This window comes from Spirillospora sp. NPDC048911, assembly GCF_043198015.1.
In the GTDB taxonomy this organism is placed as follows: Bacteria; Actinomycetota; Actinomycetes; order Streptosporangiales; family Streptosporangiaceae; genus Spirillospora.
Map to the genome: position 1 here is coordinate 269259 of NZ_JBICUD010000002.1, position 23182 is coordinate 292440.

Below are 23182 nucleotides of genomic sequence, written 5' to 3' on the forward strand. Positions count from 1 at the left end.
CCCGAGATCGACGTATTTCACGTGCGAAACCGGTCTGGTTTCCGGAGGCAACCACCGAGCCCCCTCATGTGTCCTTGGAAAGCGAACGATGAACGTGAGCTGACAGGGGTGCCGGGTGGACGCGGAATTCCGGGACTGGGCGGGGGTGCGGCTGCCCGCCCTGTTGCGGTACGCACATCTGCTGACCGGCGATGCCCATCGGGCCGAGGACGTCGTCCAGACCGCCCTCACCAAGACGTTGCTCGGCTGGTCGCGGGTGCACCGCAAGGACGATCCCGAGGGGTACGTGCGCCGGACGATCCTCCGCCTGGTGATCAACGACCGGCGCCGCTCCTGGCGCGAGCACCTCACCGCGTCGTCGCCGGAGCCTCCGCCACCGCGATCATCCTCATCCCTGTCCCGGGGCTGATGGCCAGGACCACGGCCGTCGCCGACACTCTCTGGTCGCGAAGCGTCGCCCGCTCGGGTCCGTGGACGCTCACCCAGCGCGACCCTCGCGACGGCCGGGTCCTGGGAACCCTCCGTCCCCCGTGGGACTGTGGAAACAACGCCGAGATCGCCGAGATCGACCGCACGGCCGGGACGGTGCTGATGTCGTGCGATGAGCCGGACGGGCCGGTGATCGCGATCCTCGACCTGAAGACCGGCGCCGCGCGGGCCCGGCTCGCGGTACAGGACGGCACCCACGGCCTGGTCCCGGGGACGAAGGGCACGGTCTGGTACCTGACCGACCAGCTCATGCATCTGCGGATCCATCAGATGGACGTCGCCACGATGCGGCAGCGACCGGGGGCTAGCCCAGGAAGGAGAACGCGGCGGCGGTCTCGGCGAACGGCTCGCCGCCGGCCGGCATCGCGGCGACGCCGAGCAGGCGCCGTTTCCGCGATCGCCACTGGCCGACGCGGCGCATGGTGCGGTCGGCCATCGCGTACAGCGTCGTGTTGTTGAGGACCAGGTCGCGGCCGCGGGCGACCGGCTCGTAGCGGAGCCAGTGCGCCGCGCCGGCGGCGGTGGGGCGGCGGACGACGCCCTCGGAGACCTCGTGCGACCAGGTCTGCAACTCCTGCTTGTAGCGCCAGCCGATGGAGGGGCCCATGTCGATGTGCTGGATGCCCAACGCGGCCGCCTCTTCGGCCATGTGCAGGTGCAAGGCCAGGCCGGGGGAGTACTTGGCGAACTCGGGGTCGTACACCGGGAACCATGTGACGAGCGTGTGGTCGCTGCGCAGCCCGAAATGGCCCGCGACGGGGCGCCCGTCGGCGTAGAGCATGGAGAGCGACCCGGCGAAGTGCTCGTCGTGGGTGTGGTGCAGCAGTTCGACGAGCTCGGCGACCCACGGCTTGGCGAAGCGGTCGGTGCGGCCCATCGCGCGGTACTGGTCGGACTTCCAGGCCCGGACGAGCTCCAGCGCCGCGTCGTCGCGCACGTCGAACGCGAACGACACCTCGCCGATGTCGCGGCCGAGCTTGCGCTCCTTGTACCGCGTCTGCTTGACGACCTTGGAGCCCTTGGCCTTGAGGTCGCCGGTGAACCCCTCGAAGCCGCCGCTGAGATCCATCACGGCCGAGTCGAGCCGCTTGGTCGCATAGGGGGCGAACCACGGCTGGTCGCCGACGAGGGTGCCGAACTCCCAGGCCGCGAGGCCACACCCCTGGAGCAGCCGCCGCGCGTCCAGCTCCAGGCCCGGGACGTGCACCAGGCCCTGGCCGAGCGACAGCCAGCCGCCGATCGCGCCGGCGCTCGCGCGGCCGTGCCGCTCGAACGGGAAGAAGCCGACGATCTCGGGGCCGTCGGTGAGCACGGCCACGCGGGCACCGTCGACGACCCGGTCGACCGCGACCGAGTAGCCGGCCGACAGGAACGGGTTGGCCAGATGGGACAGGCCGAGCTGCATCTTGCGCCAGGCGGTGAGCTCGGTCTCGCCGAGTTCGCGGGGCCGGATCACGGACACGTGCATGAGGCGTCTCCAGAATGCGGGGAGTTGCCGTTATCGGTCGAAGGTGAAGGGCAGGCGGGTGATGCCGTTGTCGAAGTTCGACAGCAGGTAGTCGGGCTCGCCATCGGCGCGCAGGCCGGGCAGCCGGGTGAACAGCTCCCGGAACATGATCTTGAGCTCCATCCGGGCGAGGTTCGCGCCCAGGCACAGATGCGGGCCCGGGCCGCCGAACGCGACGTGCTTGTTGGGCTCGCGGGTGATGTCGAACGTGTCGGGGTCCTTGAACGCGGCCGGGTCGCGGTTGGCGGCCGGATAGAACAGCACGACCTTGTCGCCGGCATGGAACGTGTGACCGCCCAGCTCGTGGTCCGTGGTCACCGTCCGCCGGAACTGGATGATCGGCGACACGTACCGGACGAGCTCCTCGATCGCGCCGCCGACGCGCGCGTCGTAGTCGGCCAGCAGCAGGTCGCGCTGGCCGGGGTGGTCGGTGAAGAGCTTCAGGCCGTGCGTGAGCGTGTTGCGGGTCGTCTCGTTGCCCGCCACCAGCAGCAGGTCGAAGAACGAGCCGAGCTCGCGGATCGACAGCCGCTCGCCGTCGGGGTTGGCGTTGACCAGCGCCGACACCAGATCGTCGGCCGGCCGTTCGCGCCGGACGCGGCCGAGCCTGGCGACCAGGCGGTGCAGGTCGACGATGGCCTTGAGGTTGCCGTAGAGCAGCCGGAGCGTGCGGGGGCTGGCCAGCGAGCCGCGGACGCCCGAGTACTCGGTCATGGCGTCGACGCGCGACAGCACGTAGGGCCGGGTCTTCTCGGGGATGCCCATCATCGCGCAGATGACGGCGAGCTGGAACGGCGCGGCGACCTGCGCGACGAAGTCGCGCGGCCCCTCCTCGATCACCCGGTCGACGATGCGGGTCGCGATCGCCTGGACCTCGTCCTCGATCTTGGCCAGCATCTTCGGGGTGAACGCGCGGAACACGATCCGCCGCAGCCGGGCGTGCGCCGGATCGTCCATGTTGACCATCGGCGTGCCGAACACCTTGGCGAGCCATGGCGGCGGCTCGGGCGAGGTGGCCGCCGGCTCGCTGGAGAAGACCTTGGCGTTGCGGCTGGCCTCGACGACGTCGGCGTGCCGGACCAGCGCGTGGAAGCCCTTGCCGGCGCGGACGAGCGGCACCCGCGGCTCGGCGAAGTAGACCGGCGACTCCAGGGCCCGGAGCCGGGCGAAGTCGGCCAGCCGCGCCTCGTGCGGCCGGTCCCAGAACGCGATGTCGACCAGGTCGATGCCGAGCTCGCGCGCCCGGGCGGTGGAGTGCGGTCCGACGGTCATCTGCTGATCCACTTCACCTCGTAGGGGGCGAGGGCGAGCGGGCTGCCCCCGAGCTGGGTCTGCGCGGGCTGGGCGGTGGTGTTGACGACGACCATCTGCTGTCGCTGCGCCAGGACGCGCACCGCCGGGTTGGACGAGGTGACGTCGGCGAGCGGGGTGCCGGGCGGGAACCAGCGGGCGAAGTTCTGCAACATTCCGAGGGTCGGCGTCGCGCCGCCGCCCCGCGCGGTGCCCGACCACAGGCACCCGGGGCAGTCGTCGGTGGTCGTGGTCTGCGGGCTCCAGTAGTAGGCGCTGGCCGCGCCGCCGCGGACGAACTCCATCATGGCCGCGGTGAACACGGCGCCGCGGCGCTCGTCGGTCCAGTCGGAGGGCACCGGCTCGACGTACCACTCGGCCCACCACACGGGGAGGCCCTTGCCGAGGGCCCGCAGCCACCGGGTCAGGTCGGAGAACTTCGACAGCACCTGGAACTCGTTCAGCCGGATCTCCTTCTGGGTGGGCATGCTGTGCCCGTCGACCGCGAGGAAGTCGGCGCCCTTCTTGTGCTTCATCCAGTATTTGATCGCGTCGAGATCGCGCTGATCCATGCTTCCCCAGGAACCGGTCAGCTCCGAAGGGCCGTTCTGGCGGCCGGGGGCGTTGCTGTTCAAGACCATATAGGGGCCGCCCACCTTGATATTCTTATTGACCTTTTTCAAGGCGGCGTAGACCTTGTTGTAGAGCTTGGTGTAGCCGGCGTAGTCCCAGCGATTGCCGGGCGGGTACCAGAATCCCTTGAACTCGTTCCAGACCGTGTAGTAGCGAACGTCCGGATAACGCTTGGCGACCGCGGCGGCGAGCTTGGCGAAGTCGTCGAAATGCTTGGGCTCCACGGCCAGTTCGAGCCGGCTCCAGTCAGTGTTGCCCGCCGGGCCGCCCTTCATCCAGTCGGGGGAGCAGCAGAGCGTGACGACCGGGGTGCCCTTCGTCTGCCGGATGGTGGCCATGCGCCGGTCCATCGAGCTCCAGTCGAACTCGCCCGGGCGCGGCATCGGGTTGTCGATGCCCCAGCCCATGATGGGCGTGACCTGCGGAATCGGCTGCGCGGTCAGGTCGGTGAGCGCCTGCTGCGGGCCCTGCTGCCGGTCGACGGTGTTCTGCGTGTGGGTGAAGCCCCAGGCGGGCCACCGGCCGGGGGCGCCGGCGCCGACCCTGGTCGCCGGCGGGGCGGGCGCGCTCACCCCGGGCTCGCCGCCGCCCGGTCGCCAGCCGGTCACCACGACGACGATCGCCGAGGTCAGCAGGACCGCGAGCGCGGCGCCGAGCGCGATCAGGATCAGGCGTTGCCGGGGACGGCCGTGACGGCCGTGGCGGTTGTGGAACAACGCCGGACGGGCCGAGGCGCTGCTCGGTTCTGATCGCGGATGGGCGTCCAAAGGGGCCTCCTGGAAAGGGGCGGCCGGTGTCGTGCCGGGAACGCGCTCGGCATAACTGTTAGAACGCCGGAAAGAGGGTGAGAGTTCACCCGCCCGTTCAAGTTTCCGTAATAACCGCCTTACCCCCGGGCATCATCGGAAACAACCCGCCGGCGGGGGAGAGCGCCGCACCCAGAGTGGCCGGAAGGGGACACCCGATGAAATGGGGGTTTTGGCCGACTCTGTGACCGCGAACCCGGTGACCGCACGGGCGGCACGACACTTTGTCGGGGGTCGCGTCGGTCGCCGTCCGTGCGGTCACGTCCTCCTGTCCCGGCCGGTGACATCCACCACGCCGACCGGGTCTCCACTCCTGTGTCACCTCAGCGACACAGGTCCCTTCCGTACCGGAAACGACCCCGGCCCGGTCCGGCCCCCGTTCGCGGACCGGGCCGCCGGTCTCCCGCTCCCGCATCAGGTCCCCTCCTGGTCCTTGCGTGCCTGCTCCAGCAGGAGCTCGCGCAACCCGGCGGAGTCGTCGGCGGCCACCGTCATCGCGTATCCCGCCTGGAGTTGGGCGTCGGTGAGGTCTCCGCTGCGGGTGGCGTACCAGCGTCCGGCGTCGCTGCGCCAGACCAGCCACCCCGGGTGGTCCGACTCGATGGCCGCCTTCAACTCGTCGAAGTCGCCCATCAAGGTCGTCCTTTCCACGAGGGGGATGTTTCGTATACACAAGTCTTACTCGGTTATAACTGGTGTCAAGCTATCCGTAAGCGGACCGTTCCCCCTGGGATAGCGGGGGGACGGGCCCCGGGGGCGCGACGAGGGGAGGTGGCGCCTGTGCCGGACCGTCCGGCCTACCTCCGGATCGCCGACGCGCTGCGGGACCAGATCCGGGACGGTGACTACCCGCCGGGCTCGCGGTTGCCGACCATGACCGAACTGTGCGCGAGCCACGGCGTCTCGGAGATCGTGGTCAGGCAGGCCATCGCGCTGCTGCGCGGTGAGGGACTGATCGAGACCCGCCGCGGCGGCGGCACGATAGTCAAGGTCTCCCCGCCCGCGCGCCGGGTGGCGATGGACCGGTACCGCGCGGTCACCCGGCCGCTCGCGGTGCCCGCCACCACGTTCACCCACGACCAGCGGATCGGCTGGAACGACTACCGCCTCGACCGCCACTACACCCGGACGAACGCCGACGCCGAGCTGGCGTCGCTCTTCGAGCTGCCCACCGGGGTCGAGCTCCTCCGCCGCCGCTTCGTCTTCTTCGCCCGCGGCGAGCCGCAGCAGATCTCGGTCAACTACCTGCCATGGGACATCGTCGGCGACACCCCCGTCGCCGACCCCGACCGCGAGCCCTGGCCCGGCGGCACCCTCGCCCAGCTCGAATACCTCGGCCACCCGCCGACGCGGGTCGAGGAGGCCGTCCGATCCCGCATGCCCACCCCCGAGGAGGCCGAGACCCTGCACATCTCCTCCGGTGTCCCCGTGCTCGCGATCACCCGCCGCATGATCTCCCGCGCCCGCGTCCTGGAGGTGTGCCGGGAGATCGTCATCCCCGCCGACCGCGTCGTCCTCGACTACTCGATCGACCTCTGACCGCGACCGGCCGGGCCGGCGGTGCCAGGCCGGTGCCACTCGGGTGTCAGTCCTTGTAAAGCCAGGCCTCCTCGTCCTCGTCGCGGCGGCGGACGGGGATGTCGTGCCGGGTGACGGTGGACGGCGGCCGGGCCGACGGCGGCCGGGGGATGTGAAGGTGCGCGAGCCGCCGGGGGCGGTGCAGGCGGGCCAGACCGGCCACCAGGCCGCTGAGGAGCAGGACGGCCACCAGCCCCGAGCCGGGCGACCAGAACCCCGCCATGAGGAGGATCTGGGCGGCGCCCGCGACCGTGACGATGCTCGCGGCGGTGGAGACCACCAGCCGGCCGACCGGGTCGAAGCCGCGCATGAGGGACCAGAACGCCGCGCCCGGGACGGCGAAGAGCAGCAGGGCCAGCACGATCGTCACGAGATGATCACGAACCTCTCGATGATGACCGCGACCACGCTGATCAGCAGGGGGATCGCGAGCACGGTGAGCGGACGGAGGCGCCGCAGCTCGCCCGGCGGCAGCCGCAGGCGGCGGAGCTCGCGGGCCAGCAGGACGCCGAGCAGGACGGGCAGGTAGATCAGGCCCGCCGGGGTCCAGGGCGAGTTGCGCATGCCGAGACCCGCGGCCGGGGGCACCGTGGGCCGGGGCTCGGCGGGCGGGTTCTTCAAGCGGTAGACGGCGGCGTCCTTGTCGGCGAAGACGGTCGTGATCTCGGGTGAGGCGGCCATCGCCCGGCGCATCTTGATCGCGTAGTCGGGCGCCAGCCCGCCGGAGAGCACCTGGTAGTCCTCATGGCTGCGGGTGGTGACGAAGAAACCGCCGGGTCCCTGCTCCTTGAGGCGCTGGACGATCTGGGAGATGTCGGCGGGATTGTTGCGGTTGGCGACCACCGGCGTGCGGGTGAACCGCTCCCAGCTCCGGTACGACCAGGGCATCACGGGTTCGCCGCCGACGAGCTCGGGATTCTCGGCGCTGAGCCACACCACCCCGACCGCGCCGTCGGTCGAGCGCAGCACGACGTCGAACGCCTTCACGTCGCTCTTGCGCACCTGCTCGTACTTCTCGTTGCCGTAGCGGACCGACAGGAAGCCGGCGGTCAGGAGCAGCGCGAAGACGGAGGCGGCCGCGACGGCGGGCCAGTGCCGCCGCGAGCCCGTGCGCAGGTGGCCCAGCCAGATCTTGACCTTCGGATCCCGCACCCGGGGGGCGTCGAAGGGGGCCGGGAAGAAGAGGTAGGCGATCAGCAGGCAGGCGGCGGGCAGCATGAAGAAGTAGATGCGGAGCGCCAGTTCGCCGCCGTAGTTCTGCAGGCCGAACGAGGAGAACGGGACCAGCAGGAGGACGAGCGCCACGCGGTCGTCGATGCCGCGGGCCCGCCGCCGCAGCAGCCCGGTCACCGCGAGGCCCACGACCGCGACCGCGATGAGGATGCGGAGCATCTGGATGTCCTGGGTGGCGCCCGAGACGTTGCCGATCCGTCCGCCCGTGCTCTGCTGGACGTTGGTGAAGACTTTGCCCAGGCCGCCGAAGAGCTCGCCCTTGCGGCTGGACCAGTAGCCCACGGTCATGAAGCTGATCCACGCCGCGTACACGACCCCGGCGATGAACGGCAGGCCGCGCAGGTTGCAGCGGCGCACGAGCACGAGCCCGGCGCAGGACGCCGTCATCAGGAACGGGGTGAGCTGGTGCGCGGCGGTGCCGACCAGGATCAGGATGAAGAGCAGGACGAGGAGGATCGACTGCTCGCGCACGCCCACCGGCTTGGCCGGCAGCTCACCCGGGTCTTTGGCCCCGAACAGCCAGTTGTAGACGCGCCAGAGCCCGCCCGTCCGCTCACGGGTGTCGCCCGTACGGCGGCTCCCTGATCCCGTCGTCCTCTCGTCGTGGTGCCTGAACCAGTTGACCAGGATCGCCACGAAGAAGAGATAGAGCAGGTACGCGAACGCCTGGGGCGACAGGTAGTCCTGGCCGACCCAGTTGGCGGCGATGAACAGCCACGCCGCGAACCACTTGGCCCGCCAGGTCGCGCGCAGCACCCGCAGGATCAGGATGTAGGGGATCAGGTAGAGCAGGTTGGTGACGGCGGGTGCCCAGCGCAGGATCGGCTCGATGTCGTTCTGGCCGACCGCTTTCATGACAAAAGCGACGAACGCGAAGAACCCCGGCGTCGAGAAGCGGGCGTCCAGATCCCAGCTGACCGTGTGGTTGCGCGTCACGTACTCGATGAAGCCCGCGGTCTGCCACGCGGTGGGGAAGCGCGCGTTGGGCTCCAGGGCCAGCGTCACCGCGTGCAAGGTGAGGATCAGCAACAGGATCTGCGCGGCCAGCAGCAGCCGGTACGGCCGGGCCAGCGCCAGCGTCGCCATGAACGTGAGCACGAGCAGCGCGGCGCCGAGCAGGGAGGCGATCGGCAGCACGCCGATCAGCCCGTACCCGTCCATGGCTTCGAGGTCGACGCCGCGCAGCGGCACCCAGAACAGCAGGAGGCCCAGCGTCAGCATCGCGCACAGGCCGATCAGAACCGGCCTGGGGGTCCGCGGCGCCGGCGGTCGTACGGCCTGCTCCTCGCGAGGAGAGCCCCCTCCGCTCTGTGAGGTCTGACGAACCGTCACGTTCAAGAGATATCCCGCCCCTCAGGGGCGAGGGAAGGCTTTGCCTTGGCCGCCCTCAGCAATCCCGGGAGTATGGCCGCGGCGACCACCACGTTCACGCCGACGATGATCAGGCCGATCGTGGCCAGGTGCGCGGAGTCGAAGAGGGCCAGGATGAGCGCCAGGACCCCCACGAAGCGGATCGCCTGCAGCAGCGCGATCAGGCGGGTGCGGTTCTCCACGCGCAGGACGCCGATGTAGAGCTCGATCAGCGCCTTGGGCAGCACAGCCAGCGCCAGGATCTGCAACAGGGGCGCGCCCTTCTCGCTGTACTCGTGGCCGAAGAACTCCAGGGCGAACGGCGCCGCGACGATCACGATGACCACGATCGGCGTCATCAGCATCAACGTGCGCCGCAGCGCCGCCCTGGTCGACTCGGCGAGCTTCTCGCGCTCGAACGAGCCCTCGACGGTCAGCGACATCGACAGCGTGAGCGCGAGCAGGTCGAGCATCATGCCGAGCGCGTAGGCCATCTGGAAGTAGGCGTTGGCCGTCTCGCTGATGTGCGCGGCGACCACGACCGGGATGAGGCTGATCGAGGCGTACTGGAACGCGCCGCCGACGTACGCGCCGCCGACATAGCGGCCGATCTCGCCATAGGTGGGGCGCGGCCCGCGGCCGAAGTTCTCCCGGCTGTGCGCGGGGATCATGCGCCCGAAGATCAGGAGGCTGACGGGGATCAGCGCGACCGTCACCGGCACGAACCACGACAGCGTCACGCCGTCGTCCGGGAAGGCCGCCGCCAGCGCGACCAGCATGACCAGCTTGGTCGCGCCGAAGACGACGTTGACGATCGGCACCCAGCCGGCGTGCCGGAGCCCGGTGAAGACGCCCTCCTGCTGGTTCCACAGGTTCCAGGCGACGGCCATCGCGAGGAACCACGCGGCCGCCTTCCAGTTGCTCAGGTGCTGGAACGACGGGCCCCAGACGTCCAGCGTCGCGAGGAACGCCAGCGCCAGCAGAGCCGCGGCCGCCGTCCCGGTGCCATAGCAGACGAGAACCAGCGAGCGGGTGCTCCGCGCGGTCTGCGGGATGAACCGGATCAGCAGGAAGTTGAGCATCGTCACGCTGCCGACGAACATGATCGCCTGGATCACGGCCCAGTTGCGGCCGACGTCGTCGGGGGCGTAGAATTTCGCGCCCAGCGCCCAGTAGGCCAGCCCCAGCAACCCGGTGAGCCCGCCGTTGGCGACCAGCGCGTAGGCGTTGCGGAACAGCGGGTTGGACAGCTCGCGGCGCAGCCACCCGGGCTGCCCCGGCGGTTGCGGCGCGAGGATCCCCGGATCAGACACGGCCCGTCACCCGCCGCACCGCGTACCGCGTCCGGCGCACCACGGCGTATCCCCGCGTGAGGGCGTGGTCCTTGAGGTAGATCAGGGGGATGCCCCTTCCGTCCGCGAGCCGCTCGAACGTGCCGAGCGAGGTGGACATGCGGACGGTCAGCCGGGGGATCGCCAGCACATCGGTGACGCGGCCGAGCCTGTTCTCGACCGAACACGCGGCGTCATACCCCGCGGCCCGGACGGCACGCCGGACCCGCAGGCTGGAGTATCCGTAGGGATAGGCCATCGTGGTCACCGCCCGGCCGAGCCGATCTTCGAGCAGGCCCCGGTTGCGGGTCAGCTCCGACCGCAGCTCGGCGTCGCCGAGCTGGTCGAGCTGAGGATGGCTGTGGCTGTGCCCGCCGATCTCGACGCCGTGCGCCGCGGCCTCGCGGACCTGCGTCCACGCCAGCATGCGGTCGAGCGGACGCCCGGCCGCGTCGGCCCCGGCGTCGGCCAGCCAGCCCGTGGTGACGAAGACCGTCGCGGTGAAGCCGTGCTTTTCGAGGACGGGCAGCGCCTGCTCGTGGAAGTCGGCGTACCCGTCGTCGAACGTGATGGCCACCGGCTTGTCAGGCAGCTCGCCCTTGCCAGGCGGCTCGCTCTCGCCGGGCAGCGCGGCGCCGGTCGCCGCAGTGTCCGCCGTCCTGGCCACCGCCGAGAACGGGACGGGCGTGAAGCCGCGCTCCTTCAGCAGCGCCATCTGGTCGGCGAACTCGCCGGGCCGCACCGCGAGCCCCGCCGTCGCGCGCGGCGGCCGCTCGCGGATCGAGTGGTACATCAGCACGGGCACATCGGCAGCGGCCCCTGGCTCACGGCCCGGTGGCCGCCGGCCTCGCGTCTCGCTCATCAGGCGACCCCTTCGCCGCCCGGCCGCCCCTGTGCCCGTCCTCGCGCCGCGGCCCGCCGGTCGCGGCGGCCCGCGCGGCGTGCGGCGGCGAGCCCCATCCCGTAGCCCCACGCCGTCCACGCGAGCCCGACCGTGATGGCGCCGGCGCGGCCGATGCCGGCCGGCTCGCCCCGCACGGCGTCGCCGACGCCCTTGACCGCGCCGCGCGGCAGGGTCTTGAGCGCGTGGGCGCGTTCGCTGGCCAGGCCGTCCTGGCTGCCGACGCTCTGCGTGACCAGGGCCTTGGACAGCCCCTCGGCATAACACCGTTCGCGGAAGTAGGAGAAGCGCGCCCGCTCGGTCGGCACGCGGTGCCAGATCACCGCCTGGTCGTCGTAGACGAGCTCGGACTCCGGGCTGCGCTGCCGCAGCCGGATGCAGAACTCGGTCTCTTCACAGCCCAGCGGCCGCTTGTGGAAGCTGCGCCCGATGCCGGTGCTGAAACCGCCCGCGACCGGGAACATCTCGCGGCGGAACGAGGCGTTGCCACCCATGAGGTTGCGGATCGGCCCCGGCCGCATGCCCCGGTACGTGCATCCGACCGTCCAGTCGAACTCCTCGGGGAACCAGCCCGGCCGCGTTCCGGTGGTCGCCGGCACGGGGGCCGAGACGAGCTCGCTGGACGGGGTGGAGCCGGGCCACATCGGCAGGGTCAGCCCGCCGACCCCGGCCACCGCGGGGTCGTCGTAGTGGCGCGCGAACGCCTCCAGCCAGCCGGGCGCGGCGACCGCGTCGTCGTCGAGGAACGCCACCACGTCACCGTGGGCGACCGCGACGCCGGTGTTCTTGCCGCCCGACAGGCCGCGGCCCTCGCGGTTCTCCACGACCGTGACGCCGGTGAGCGACTTCTGGAGCCGCGCGTACAGGGCGGGGTTGTGGTCGACGACCACGATGATCTCTTCGGGAGCGTGCCGCTGGGCGCGCACCGAGGCCACCGCCGCGTGCACGTCGTCCCAGCGCTTCTCGGTGTAGGCGCAGATCACGACGGAAAATCCGACTTTGTTCACGGGACCGGTGCTCATCGGGTCCGTCCCCTCAGCCGCGCGTAGGTCTTGAGCACCCGGTCGGCGCGCTTGTAGAGCGCGGGGTTGTCGAGGACGGCGCCGCGCGCCTTGTTGAGCGGGGTCGTGCGGGCCCAGTGCACCCCGGCGCCCGGGGTGGGCCGGGCGACCCGGCCCTCGGCGATCGGGATCTCGCGGCTGGTGAAGCCCTCCTTGAACTCCTTGCCGCCGCGGCCCATCGCGATCTCGGTGACGCCGTGCTCGGCGCAGCCCTGCGCCAGGTGGATGTGCCCGATCATGCCGGGCGAGTACTTGCCGAACCGGGTGTCGTACGCGGGGAACCAGCCCGCCATGACGTGCCCGTTGCGGAGCCCGAAGTGGGACGAGACCGGCTCGTCGCCCGCGTAGAGCACGCTGAGCACGCCGAACCCGGTCTCGTGGAAGTGCTGGACGAGCCTGACGATCCACGGCCGCGCGAACCGGTCGGTGCGGCCCGTCCGCGTGTACTGGTCGGACTTCCACTCCATGAGCCGGCGCAGATCGGCGCGGTCGTCGGACGAGAAGACGTAGCGCACCTCGCCCACGTCACGGCCGAGCTTGCGCTCCTTGTAGCGGATGGTCTTGTGCGTCTTGGGCGCGGCCTGCCGCGCCTTCTCGATGAACGCGTCGAAGCCGCCGCTCAGATCCATCACCGGCTCCACCCGCTGGACGGTGTGGAACGGCGCGAACATCGTCTGGCGGGCCAGCAGGTGGTCGAAGTCCCAGACGCCGAGGCCGCAGGCCCGCAGCAGGACGCGCGCGTCGAGCCGGAGGCCGGGCGGGGCGACGATGCCCTGCAGGTCGGTCAGGCCGAACCCGACGGGGTGGCCGATGCCCAGGGCGCCGCGTTCGTACGGGAAGAACGCGACGACCTCGGGGCCGTCCTCGACGACCGCCACCCGGACGGCGGCGCGGGAGTCGTCGCGGAACCGGTCGACGCCGATGGCGAACTCCGGCGCGAGGAACGGGCTCGCCAGGTCGGGGTCGGTCAGCTGGAGGTCGCGCCATCGCTTGATCTCGGCCTCACCGAGGTCGCGCGGTCGGACGATGGAGATTTTCACCGCGGGGATGTCCCTTACTCGGTCCCGGTCCGGCTGAACGCCGTCGCCGTCTGGAAGTGCAACGGGAGGGGCTCGAGGGGGAGCTGCTCGGGCCGGCTGTCCAGGCTGGGCGCGAAGCGCAGCCGGACCATCGTCTTGAGCACGCGCCAGCCGTCGCGCCAGGTGTTGAGGTTCGACTCGCCGTGGCGGCGCTCGGTCTCGTGGCTGGCGACCTCCGCGATGCGCAGGCCGGCGCGCACGGCGTTGACGCACATCTCGGTCTCGATCTCGAAGCCGGTCGACTCCAGCGCGAGCCGGTCGACCGCGTCGCGGCGCACGGCCACGTAGCCGTAGCAGAGGTCGGACCAGTTCTGCTTGTAGAGCCGGTTGGCCAGGCCGGTGAGGACGGAGTTGCCGAGCCGGCGGAGCCCCGTCAGGTCGTCCGAGCCGCCCCCGCAGCCGTACCGGGTGCCCTTGACGAAGTCGTAGCCGCGGCAGAGCAGGGCCAGGAACGAGTCGAACTCGGCCGGGTCCATGCTGCCGTCGGCGTCCAGCATGATGATCATTTCGGAGGTCGCCGCGGCCATCCCCGTCCGCATGGCCGTGCCCTTGCCGGTGGGAGGCTCGACGATCACGCGCGCGTCCGGCCGGACGGACAGCACGTACTCGACGGTCCCGTCGGTGGACTCACCGTCGACGATCACGATCTCGTCGACCGCGGTCAGCCGCGGCATGAGCCATCGGAGGTTGGCGGCCTCGTTGAGGGTCGGGATGACCGCGGTGACCGTCGGCCAGCGCCGCGTGTGCCCCGACACGGACAGCAGGCCGCCGGGACGCGCGTGGTGGAGGGAGGCTGCCCTCGACGCGGCGTCGACATGCCCCGAGCCGCGTCCCGTGGCGCGCACAGAGTCAGGAGTTTGCATCGGAGTCCCCGTAAGTGGTTGTGGCGTCTTGAATGGTTAGATGGCGGCTCCGCTCATCATGTTCAGGTGGATTGACGGGGGACTCCCGTAAGTTGCGCAGGATCCACTACGTACCTCGTACCGCTCCAACTAGTAAGGCCATCGTCACGCTCGCCTTTAGGGCCTTCCACCGGGAAACGGGATAAAGTTGAAGATCGCTGCTGTCCGCATGTGGCCAGGTCAGGTGATCATCGTGGCCGGGCCGCCCGCTCAGGAGGCCTCTCCGCCGGGACGGTTCAACTGAATGGCAAAATTCCCACATATGGGGGATTTGAGAATTTTACAAAGATCCCCCGAACTCATGGGCACCCGCGCGAACGGAAACGGACCGCCGCGGGCGGCCCGCGACGGTCCGTTTTCTTTTCCGCCCTTTTCAGTCGCCCAGATGTGCGAGAGAACGCAGCGGCACATGGAGCCAGGACGGCCGATTGCGCGCCTCGTAGCGCACCTCGTACACCGCCTTGTCGAGCTCGAAGGCCCGCACGATGACCGCGTGCTCCTCGGGGTCGACGCCCCCGGCCGCCGCATAGCCGCGGCAGAACGCCGAGCGGTTGCGCGCCGCCCACGCGTGCGCGCGCATTTCGAGCTCGCGCGCCCCCTCGGGGGAGGTGCTCTCCGCGTCGGCGAGCAGGAAACGCGCCGCGTATTCGAACGAGCGCAGCAGCCCCGCCACGTCCCGCAACGGGTGCGAGACGGCGCGTCGTTCACCCGGTGAGCGCGCGGGTTCGCCCTCGAAGTCGAGCAGCACCCATCCCGTCTCGGTGCGCATGGCCTGGCCGAGATGGAAGTCGCCGTGGATCCGCTGGAACGGCGGCGAGCCGGAGAGCCCGGCGAACTCGTCGAACGCGGCCCCGATGGCCTTCGCGTACGGCACCAGCTCGGGCACGTCCTGGCACGCCTCGGCGAGCTGGCCGCGCATTCCCTCGGCCGCCGCCCTGATCCCGGCGATCGGCTGCGGTGTCGTGCCGAACGCCGCCGCCAGATCCCGGTGCACCGCCGCCGTCGCGGCGCCGAGCCGTTCGGCCTCGGCGGCGAAGTCCCCTCCGGCGAGTCCCGGATCGGGCTCCGTTCCGGGCGGCAGCGCCTGTGCGAACCAGTCGCGGACGCTGGTGATGGCGAGCTGCCAGCCGTCGGTGCCGGTCCGCAGGAACTCCGACAGCAGGGCGAGCGTGGCGCCCTCGTCGTCGGCGAGGCCGGGGCCGCCGGACTGTTCGAGCTCGATCCAGCCGTGCACGGCGGGAACGTGCGCGCAGCCCAGATTGGTCAGCGCGAGGTTGACCTCCAGGTCGGGATTGATGCCGGGGGACAGGCGCCGGAAGAGCTTGCCGATATAGGAGTCGCCGAACACCACCGAGGTGTTGCTCTGCTCGGCGGTGCCGACCACGCCGTCCAGGCCGGTCTCGATCCCCATGCCCGGCGCGTGGCAGAACCGGAGCGGCCCCACCACGGCCCCGTGCGCCATGTGCCCCAGGAGGACGCGGGTCGCCTGCGGGTCGTACGCGGCGTCGTAGAGCCACATCCCGTCCGCCCCGGGCAGCCGGCCGATCTCCCCTGGCCGCAACCGCTCCGGCAGGTCGTGCCGCATGCCGAGGAGCAGTTGGTAACGGTCCAACGTCTCGCCCTGCCGGACGGTGAGGACGAGATGGTGCAGCGCCGGATCGGCGGGCCGCAGCTCGGTCGCCGTCGCGATGGAGATCTCGTCGATCTCACGGCCCTTGCCGGCGAACCACCGCCGGTGCGGCAGCCAGCCGGCGAGCAGGTCGGTGACGGGCTGATCGGTCACGGGCTGGTCGTCGCCGGACCGCATGTCAGATCGCCTCCTCGCCCGAAGAGCCGTGCGGCGGCGGAAGCAGGAACCAGTAGAAACCGTGGCCCGGCAACGTCAGCAGGTACGGCAGCTCCCCGATGGCAGGGAACTGCACCCCGCCCATGCACTCGATCGGCGTGGACCCCTGGAACCTCCGCAGATCCAGCTCCACCGGCTGCGGGAACCGCGACAGGTTGTTGACGCACAGGACGGTGTCCATGCCGCCCCACTGGTTGACCTCGCTGCCGTTGATCTCCCGGACGAACGCCAGCACGCTCGGGTTGGAGGCGGACAGCTCCACGTACGAGCCGACCCCGAACACCGGATGCCGCTGCCGGATCTCGATCATCTTCCGGGTCCAGTGCAGCAGCGAGCCGGGGTTGTTGCGCTGCGCCTCGACGTTGACGGCCTGGTACCCGTAGATCGGGTCCATGATGACCGGCAGGTAGAGCCGCGCGGGGTCGCACTTGGAGAAGCCCGCGTTGCGGTCGGGCTCCCACTGCATCGGCGTCCGGACGGCGTCGCGGTCGCCGAGCCAGATGTTGTCGCCCATGCCGATCTCGTCGCCGTAGTAGAGGACGGGAGAGCCGGGCAGCGACATCAGCAGCGCGGTGAACAGCTCCAGCTGGTTGCGGTCGTTGTCGAGCAGCGGGGCGAGCCGCCGCCGGATCCCGATGTTGGCCTTCATCCGGGGATCCTTGGCGTACTCGGTGTACATGTAGTCGCGCTCTTCGTCGGTGACCATCTCGAGCGTCAGCTCGTCGTGGTTGCGCAGGAAGATGCCCCACTGGCAGTTCTCAGGGATCTTGGGCGTGGACGCCATGATCTCGGAGATGGGGTAGCGCTGCTCGCGCCGTACCGCCATGAAGATGCGCGGCATCACCGGGAAGTGGAACGCCATGTGGCACTCGTCGCCGCCGACCCCGGGATCCCCGAAGTACTCCACCACGTCCTCCGGCCACTGGTTGGCCTCGGCGAGCAGCACCCGGTCGGGATAGAGGCGGTCGACCTCGGCGCGGACGCGCTTGAGGTAGGCGTGGGTCTCCGGCAGGTTCTCGCAGTTGGTGCCCTCCCGCTCGTACAGGTACGGCACCGCGTCCAGCCGGAAGCCGTCGATGCCCAGGTCCAGCCAGAACCGCAGGACCTCCAGCATCGCGTCCTGCACGGCCGGGTTGTCGTAGTTGAGATCGGGCTGGTGCGAGAAGAAGCGGTGCCAGTAGTTCTGCTGCCGCACCGGGTCGTAGCTCCAGTTGGACGTCTCGGTGTCGACGAAGATGATCCGGGCGTCGGAGTAGGCCTCGTCGTTGTCGGACCAGACGTAGAAGTCGCCGAACGGGCCGTCCGGGTCGGACCGGGACGCCTGGAACCACGGATGCTGGTCCGAGGTGTGGTTCATGACGAGGTCGGCGATCACGCGGATGCCGCGCGCGTGCGCCTCCTCGATCAGCTCCACGAAGTCGCCGAGCTCGCCGAACTCCGGCAGGATCTTGGTGAAGTCGGCGATGTCGTACCCGCCGTCGCGCAGTGGCGACTGGTACAGCGGCAGCAGCCACAGGCAGTCGACGCCCAGCCACTCCAGGTAGTCGAGCCGCTGGATCAGGCCGCGCAGGTCACCGACCCCGTTGCCGTCGGAGTCGTGGAAGCTGCGCACCGCCACTTCGTAGAAGACGGCGGTCTTGTACCAGTGCGGATCACGGGGCGTGCCCAGGCGGAACGAGTCGGGGACGGGCTCGGAGGGTACGTGGGCGGCTTCGGGAGGTAGCTCGGGAATCGGTTCGTCGCGAGGGATTGGCCCTGGTGAAGACTGGGGGTTGCTCAACTCTCGTTTCTCCGGAGCGTGAAAATGTGGGCCGGCTGGACGTGGGGGTCGAGACGCACGTAGTTCGCCTGCCGCCATGTGTAGGTCTCGCCGGAGAGCTCGTCGGTGACGGCGAACTCCGCGTCAGGGGCGAGCCCGAGCGCGGGCAGGTCGAGATGGACGGTCGCCTCGCGGACCTGATGGGGATTGAGGTTGACCACGGCCAGCACGACGTCCTCAAGAAGTTTCTTTGAGAAACAGACGAACTCGTGCTGGTCGACGGAATGGAACGTCAGGTTGCGCAGCCTGCGCAGCGCCGGATGCGCCCGGCGGAACTCGTTGAGCCGGGTGATCAGCGGCGCGATGCTCGCGCCGTCGCGTTCGGCCTGTTCCCAGTCGCGCGGCCGGTATTGGTACTTCTCCGAATCGCGGTACTCCTCACTGCCGGGGCGGACGGGGGTGTGCTCGATCAGCTCGTAACCGGAGTAGACACCCCAGGTGGGGGACAGCAGCGCGGCGAGGATCGCCCGGATCTCGAAGGCGGGGCGGCCGCCGTGCACGAGGTACTCGTTGAGGATGTCCGGGGTGTTGACGAAGACGTTGGGCCGCATGTAGGCGGCGGCCGGGCCGGCCAGCTCCCGGAAGTACTGCTCCAGCTCCCACTGGGAGTTCTTCCAGGTGAAGTACGTGTACGACTGATGGAAGCCGATCTTGGCGAGGGTGTGCATCATGGCCGGCCGCGTGAACGCCTCGGCCAGGAAGAGCACGTCGGGATCGGTCTCGGCGACCTCGGCGAGCAGCCGCTCCCAGAACGGCACCGGCTTGGTGTGCGGGTTGTCCACGCGGAAGATCCGCACGCCGTGGTCCATCCAGTGCCGCAGTACCCGCAGGATCTCGGCGTAGATGCCCTCGGGGTCGTTGTCGAAGTTGAGCGGGTAGATGTCCTGGTACTTCTTGGGCGGGTTCTCGGCGTAGGCAATGGAACCGTCGGCCCTCGTGGTGAACCACTCGGGATGCTCGGTGACCCACGGGTGGTCGGGGGAGCACTGCAACGCGAAGTCGAGCGCGACCTCCATTCCGAGGTCGGCCGCGGCCTCGACGAAGGACTTGAAGTCGTCGAGCGTGCCGAGGTCGGGGTGGATCGCGTCGTGGCCGCCGTCCGCCGAGCCGATCGCCCACGGCGAGCCGGGGTCGTACGGCCCGGCTTCGAGGGTGTTGTTGGGGCCCTTGCGGAAGGTCTCGCCGATCGGGTGGATCGGCGGGAGGTAGACGACGTCGAAGCCCATGCCGGCGATGGCGGGCAGGCGCTTGGCCGCCGTGCGGAACGTGCCGGACATGGGGCCGCGGCGGCCGAGGGGGTCGAACGAGGCGCCCTCCGACCGCGGGAAGAACTCGTACCACGAGCCGGTCAGCGCCCGCTCGCGGTGCACGACCAGCGGGTACCACGGCGAGCCGGTGACGAGCTCGCGGAGCGGGTAACGTTCCAGCAGGTCGAGCACGTCGGGGGCGTTCGCCGCGTCGAGCCGTTCGGTGGCGTCGGTGGTCACGTCGATGAGCGCCTTCGCGAGCCGCAGCAGCAGCGACCGGTTCTTGGCGGGCACGCCCTCGGCCGCGCGCTGCAGGAGCAGCGCGCCCTCGGCGAACATGAGCTCGACGTCCTGCCCGCGCGGGATCTTGATGAGCGCGTCGTGCCGCCAGTGCGCGATCGGGTCGCCCCAGGCCTCGACGCGGTAGTGCCAGTGGCCGGGGCCGGTCGGCGTCACCTCGGCGTGCAGCCGGTCGGTGCCGTCGTCGTGCCCGATCATCTTGACCAGGGGGAGTGGCTCGCCGTCCGGGGTTCGCAGCACCACGGCGGCCCCGAGCATCTCGTGGCCTTCGCGGAACACCGTGGCCGAGACCGTGAAGGCCTCGCCGACCACGGCCTTGGCGGGCCATTCGCCGCAGCTGCGCTGGGGTTCGACGTCCAGGACGGGGATGCGGCCGATCTTCGGCCGCATCGTCGGCGAATCGGGCTTGCCGGACATTCTGGACTCGACACGCATGCGCCACCTCTACCCGCTCGCGATTTCCAAAACCGTCCATGCCCGCGATCGCCCCCTTACCGCCCTGTAGCTTTCGATAACTTTGGGCGACTTGCCGGAAGCCGACCGTAACGTGGCCGTCTGCGGCCAGCCGCGCGCGAACCCCGCGCCCCCGCGGATCGTCTGTCCGGTTGTGCCGCATCACGTGCCCGTCGAGGCCCTCCGCGCGCTGTCGCTCTGGGCGCTGCTCGCCGCCCTGCTGCTCGTCGTGATCTGGCGGCCGCTCGCCCGGCGCGCCGGCTGGGCGCCGGTCCCGACGCTCGCGCTCCTGCTGTGGACAGGCCTCGTGCTGTCGATGACGCTGCCGATGAGCATCGGCCCCGGCGCGGGCGCGCGCCTGGCGCAGTGCCTGAGCGATCCGGCCGGGGAGATCGCGTGGTCGGTGCGGATCTTCGGAACGCGGGGCGTGGAGGACGTGATGAACGTCGCGCTGTGGGTGCCGTGCGGCTCCCTCGCGGTCCTGGCGACGCGCCGGGCCGTGGCCGCCCCGGCGGTCATGGCGGGCGCGTTCGTCATGGTGGAGTTTCTGCAGGTACTCGACCCGGGCCGGCAGTGCGATCCCGGCGACTGGGCCTACAACTCGTTCGGCACCGTGGCCGGCGCGGCGGTGGCCGCGGGAGTGCTCCGCCTGATCGAGGTTTCACGCCGATCCAGGGACCTCACCTAGATCCGTCTGGTGACGTTTCCGTCGTCCGGACTCGCATTTTGGTGGCTTCTGCACCTAGCGTTACGGTACGTGAAGGCAATCCGACGATTCACCGTACGTTCTGTCCTTCCCGGCCCGCTGCGCCAGCTCGAGCAGCTCGTGCTCAATCTGCGCTGGTCGTGGCACCACGAGACCCTCGACCTCTTCCGCGCCGTGGACCCCGAGCTGTGGGAGACCGTCGGCCATGACCCGGTCCGGCTGCTCGGCGAGGTCTCGCCGGAGCGGCTGTCCCTGCTCGCGGTCGACCGGCGGTTCCTGAGACGCCTTCAGGACACGGCGGAAGACCTGAACGAATACCTGACGGCGCCGCACTGGTACCAGGACCTCCAGGACGCGCCCGAGGCCGTCGCGTACTTCTCGCCGGAGTACGGGATCACGGCCGCGCTGCCGCAGTACTCGGGCGGCCTCGGCATCCTCGCCGGGGACCACCTCAAGACCGCCAGTGATCTCGGCGTGCCCGTCATCGGGGTGGGACTCCTCTACCGGCACGGCTACTTTTCCCAGTCCCTGTCGCCGGACGGGTGGCAACTGGAGCGCTATCCCACGTTCGACCCGAACGGGCTCCCGCTCACCCTGCTGCGCGACGCCGCCGGGGTTCCGGTGCGCGTCACCATCGGCCTGCCGCAGGGGCGCGATCTGCACGCCCAGGTGTGGCTGGCGCAGGTCGGCCGCGTGCCGCAGCTCCTGCTCGACTCCGATGTCGAGGACAACGACCACGCCGCCCGCGACGTCACCGACCGGCTCTACGGGGGCGGCGGCGACCACCGGCTCCTCCAGGAGATGCTGCTGGGCATCGGCGGTGTGCGCGCCATCCGCGCGTACTGCCGCATCAGCGGGCATCCGGCGCCCGAGGTGTTCCACACCAACGAGGGGCACGCGGGCTTCCTCGGGCTGGAACGCATCCGGGAGCTGGTCTCGGAGTCGGGGCTGACCTTCGACGAGGCCCTCGAAGCGGTGCGGGCGGGCACGGTGTTCACCACGCACACGCCGGTGCCGGCGGGCATCGACCGGTTCCCGCGCGAGCTGATCCACAAGTACTTCGGCGGGGTGAACGAGGAGCCCGACGTGCCCGTCGACCGCGTGCTCGCGCTGGGCGCGGAGGACTACGCGGACGGCGATCGGACCGTGTTCAACATGGCCGTGATGGGGATGCGGCTGGCCCAGCGTGTCAACGGGGTCAGCAAGCTGCACGGCGAGGTCAGCCGCGAGATGTTCGGCGGCCTGTGGGGCGGGTTCGACACCGCCGAGGTCCCGGTCGGTTCCATCACCAACGGCGTGCACGCGGGCACATGGGTGGCCCGGGAGGTGCTCGACCTGGCCGCGCGCGAGGTGCCGGACGTGGTCGAGTCCTCGCATGGCTGGGAGGGCGTCCAGGACGTCCCCGAGAACGAGATGTGGCGGGTGCGCCGGACACTGCGCGAACGCCTCGTCCGGGACGCGCGGCGGCGGCTGCGCGAGTCGTGGCGGCAGCGCGGTGCCAGCGGGGCCGAGCTTTCGTGGGTGTCCGAGGCGCTCGATCCGGACGTGCTGACGATCGGGTTCGCGCGCCGCGTCCCCTCGTACAAGCGGCTCACGCTGATGATGCGCGACCCCGACCGTCTGCGCGCGCTGCTGCTGCACCCCGAACGGCCCGTCCAGATCGTGATCGCGGGCAAGTCGCACCCCGCCGACGAGGGCGGCAAGCGGCTGATCCAGGACATCGTGCGCTTCGCCGACCGGGAGGACGTGCGGCACAGGATCGTCTTCCTGCCCGACTACGACATGGACCTCGGGCGATCACTCGTCCAGGGCTGCGACGTGTGGATGAACAACCCGCTCCGGCCCCTGGAGGCGTGCGGCACGTCCGGCATGAAGGCGGCGCTGAACGGCGGGCTGAACCTGTCGATCCGCGACGGCTGGTGGGACGAGTGGTTCGACGGCCAGAACGGCTGGGCGATCCCGTCCGCCGACGGGCTGGCCGCCCCCGACCGCCGCGACGCGATCGAGGCCGGGGCGCTGTACGAGCTGATCGAGGACCACGTCTCGGTGATGTTCTATGACCGCGACCCCGCCGGGCTGCCGCGCCGCTGGCTGGAGATGGTCAAGCACACCATCGTCACGCTCGGGCCGAAGGTGCTGGCGACGCGGATGGTCCGCGACTACGTGCAGGACCTCTACGCCCCGGCGGCCCTGTCGGGACGGGCGATGGCCGCCGACGAGTTCGCGGGCGCCCGGTCCCTGGCGGCGTGGAAGCAGAAGATCATCAAGGCCTGGCCGGGCGTCGCGGTCGAGCACGTCGAGACGAGCGGGGAGGAGAGCCCGCACGTCGGCGCGAACCTGCCGGTGCGGGTCGTCGTCGACCTGGGCGGGCTGGACCAGGGCGACGTCGCCGTCGAGGTCGCCTACGGCCGGGTCGACGACTCCGACGCCCTGATCGATCCCGCCTACCTGGAGCTCACCGGCGGCGAACCCGTGGAGAACGGCCTGCTGCGCTACGTCGGCGAGGTGCCGCTGGCGAGGAGCGGCGCGTTCGGCTACAGCGTGCGCGTCGTGCCCAGGCATCCGATGCTGGCCGGCCGTGCGGAGATGGGCCTGGTCGCCCTGCCGCCCGCCCCGCACGGCATGACCAACGGAGACCTGCGCTAGGGACA

The 23182-nt window shown here is 70.5% G+C and carries 18 protein-coding genes; 4 read left to right on the forward strand and 14 right to left on the reverse strand.

Annotation, left to right across the window (positions count from 1 at the left end):
• Window positions 1–115: 115 nt before the first annotated feature.
• Complete coding sequence (locus ACGFNU_RS08425; RefSeq protein ID WP_392591436.1) at window positions 116–409, forward strand: sigma factor; 294 nt, start codon at window positions 116–118, stop codon at window positions 407–409.
• A 384-nt stretch (window positions 410–793) separates the two neighbouring features.
• Here ACGFNU_RS08425 and ACGFNU_RS08430 read toward each other — a convergent pair whose 3' ends face one another.
• The 4 genes from ACGFNU_RS08430 to ACGFNU_RS08445 all read right to left on the reverse strand — a co-directional run bounded on the left by ACGFNU_RS08430 (window position 794) and on the right by ACGFNU_RS08445 (window position 5376).
• A complete protein-coding gene (locus ACGFNU_RS08430) occupies window positions 794–1957 on the reverse strand; it encodes a GNAT family N-acetyltransferase (protein ID WP_392591438.1) in 1164 nt (387 codons plus the stop codon).
• Window positions 1958–1987: 30 nt separating this feature from the next.
• Complete coding sequence (locus ACGFNU_RS08435) at window positions 1988–3268, reverse strand: cytochrome P450 (protein WP_392591440.1); 1281 nt, start codon at window positions 3266–3268, stop codon at window positions 1988–1990.
• Window positions 3265–4686: a xylan 1,4-beta-xylosidase gene (locus ACGFNU_RS08440; RefSeq protein ID WP_392591442.1), complete on the reverse strand. Its 1422-nt coding sequence runs from the start codon at window positions 4684–4686 to the stop codon at window positions 3265–3267. The genes ACGFNU_RS08435 and ACGFNU_RS08440 overlap by 4 nt, the downstream gene beginning before the upstream one ends.
• A gap of 453 nt (window positions 4687–5139) precedes the next feature.
• Entirely contained in the window at window positions 5140–5376 is a 237-nt protein-coding gene (locus ACGFNU_RS08445; RefSeq protein ID WP_392591443.1) for a hypothetical protein, read from the reverse strand.
• 129 nt (window positions 5377–5505) lie between these two features.
• Between ACGFNU_RS08445 and ACGFNU_RS08450 the strand changes: the two genes are divergently transcribed.
• Entirely contained in the window at window positions 5506–6264 is a 759-nt protein-coding gene (locus ACGFNU_RS08450) for a GntR family transcriptional regulator (RefSeq protein WP_392591445.1), read from the forward strand.
• A 46-nt stretch (window positions 6265–6310) separates the two neighbouring features.
• Here ACGFNU_RS08450 and ACGFNU_RS08455 read toward each other — a convergent pair whose 3' ends face one another.
• The 10 genes from ACGFNU_RS08455 to ACGFNU_RS08500 all read right to left on the reverse strand — a co-directional run bounded on the left by ACGFNU_RS08455 (window position 6311) and on the right by ACGFNU_RS08500 (window position 19807).
• Window positions 6311–6673: a hypothetical protein gene (locus ACGFNU_RS08455; RefSeq protein WP_392591446.1), complete on the reverse strand. Its 363-nt coding sequence runs from the start codon at window positions 6671–6673 to the stop codon at window positions 6311–6313.
• The gene (locus tag ACGFNU_RS08460; RefSeq protein WP_392591447.1) at window positions 6670–8757 is read right to left on the reverse strand and encodes a hypothetical protein; all 2088 of its coding nucleotides are present in this window, start codon (window positions 8755–8757) and stop codon (window positions 6670–6672) included. The genes ACGFNU_RS08455 and ACGFNU_RS08460 overlap by 4 nt, the downstream gene beginning before the upstream one ends.
• 113 nt (window positions 8758–8870) lie before the next feature.
• Window positions 8871–10199, reverse strand: coding sequence for a lipopolysaccharide biosynthesis protein (locus tag ACGFNU_RS08465; protein WP_392591449.1), 1329 nt, complete (start codon window positions 10197–10199; stop codon window positions 8871–8873).
• Window positions 10192–11079 carry a polysaccharide deacetylase family protein gene (locus ACGFNU_RS08470; protein WP_392591451.1) on the reverse strand — a complete coding sequence of 296 codons (888 nt, stop codon included), beginning with the start codon at window positions 11077–11079 and terminating at the stop codon, window positions 10192–10194. The genes ACGFNU_RS08465 and ACGFNU_RS08470 overlap by 8 nt, the downstream gene beginning before the upstream one ends.
• Entirely contained in the window at window positions 11079–12140 is a 1062-nt protein-coding gene (locus tag ACGFNU_RS08475; protein WP_392591453.1) for a glycosyltransferase family 2 protein, read from the reverse strand. Before ACGFNU_RS08475 ends, ACGFNU_RS08470 begins: the two co-directional genes overlap by 1 nt.
• Window positions 12137–13219 (reverse strand): GNAT family N-acetyltransferase, encoded by a 1083-nt coding sequence (locus tag ACGFNU_RS08480; protein ID WP_392591454.1) that lies wholly within the window; start codon window positions 13217–13219, stop codon window positions 12137–12139. The genes ACGFNU_RS08475 and ACGFNU_RS08480 overlap by 4 nt, the downstream gene beginning before the upstream one ends.
• Window positions 13220–13233: 14 nt before the next feature.
• Window positions 13234–14121 carry a glycosyltransferase family 2 protein gene (locus tag ACGFNU_RS08485; RefSeq protein WP_392591456.1) on the reverse strand — a complete coding sequence of 296 codons (888 nt, stop codon included), beginning with the start codon at window positions 14119–14121 and terminating at the stop codon, window positions 13234–13236.
• A 412-nt stretch (window positions 14122–14533) separates the two neighbouring features.
• Window positions 14534–15967: a phosphotransferase gene (locus tag ACGFNU_RS08490; protein WP_392591457.1), complete on the reverse strand. Its 1434-nt coding sequence runs from the start codon at window positions 15965–15967 to the stop codon at window positions 14534–14536.
• A 1-nt stretch (window position 15968) separates the two neighbouring features.
• Window positions 15969–17756 (reverse strand): maltose alpha-D-glucosyltransferase, encoded by a 1788-nt coding sequence (gene treS / locus ACGFNU_RS08495; RefSeq protein WP_392593453.1) that lies wholly within the window; start codon window positions 17754–17756, stop codon window positions 15969–15971.
• Window positions 17757–17782: 26 nt separating this feature from the next.
• Window positions 17783–19807 carry an alpha-1,4-glucan--maltose-1-phosphate maltosyltransferase gene (locus ACGFNU_RS08500; RefSeq protein ID WP_392591458.1) on the reverse strand — a complete coding sequence of 675 codons (2025 nt, stop codon included), beginning with the start codon at window positions 19805–19807 and terminating at the stop codon, window positions 17783–17785.
• Between the two features lie 172 nt (window positions 19808–19979).
• Between ACGFNU_RS08500 and ACGFNU_RS08505 the strand changes: the two genes are divergently transcribed.
• A complete protein-coding gene (locus tag ACGFNU_RS08505; protein WP_392591460.1) occupies window positions 19980–20513 on the forward strand; it encodes a VanZ family protein in 534 nt (177 codons plus the stop codon).
• 69 nt (window positions 20514–20582) lie between these two features.
• A complete protein-coding gene (gene glgP / locus ACGFNU_RS08510; protein ID WP_392591462.1) occupies window positions 20583–23177 on the forward strand; it encodes an alpha-glucan family phosphorylase in 2595 nt (864 codons plus the stop codon).
• Window positions 23178–23182: the final 5 nt, after the last annotated feature.

Coding starts and splice junctions, on each gene's coding strand:
- ACGFNU_RS08470 (WP_392591451.1), bottom strand. CDS start 11,079: ATGAGCGAGACGCGAGGCCGGCGGCCACCGGGCCGTGAGCCAGGGGCC.
- ACGFNU_RS08490 (WP_392591457.1), bottom strand. CDS start 15,967: ATGCGGTCCGGCGACGACCAGCCCGTGACCGATCAGCCCGTCACCGAC.
- ACGFNU_RS08500 (WP_392591458.1), bottom strand. CDS start 19,807: ATGCGTGTCGAGTCCAGAATGTCCGGCAAGCCCGATTCGCCGACGATG.
- ACGFNU_RS08460 (WP_392591447.1), bottom strand. CDS start 8,757: ATGCTGACGCTGGGCCTCCTGCTGTTCTGGGTGCCGCTGCGCGGCGTC.
- ACGFNU_RS08485 (WP_392591456.1), bottom strand. CDS start 14,121: ATGCAAACTCCTGACTCTGTGCGCGCCACGGGACGCGGCTCGGGGCAT.
- ACGFNU_RS08430 (WP_392591438.1), bottom strand. CDS start 1,957: ATGCACGTGTCCGTGATCCGGCCCCGCGAACTCGGCGAGACCGAGCTC.
- ACGFNU_RS08435 (WP_392591440.1), bottom strand. CDS start 3,268: ATGACCGTCGGACCGCACTCCACCGCCCGGGCGCGCGAGCTCGGCATC.
- ACGFNU_RS08475 (WP_392591453.1), bottom strand. CDS start 12,140: ATGAGCACCGGTCCCGTGAACAAAGTCGGATTTTCCGTCGTGATCTGC.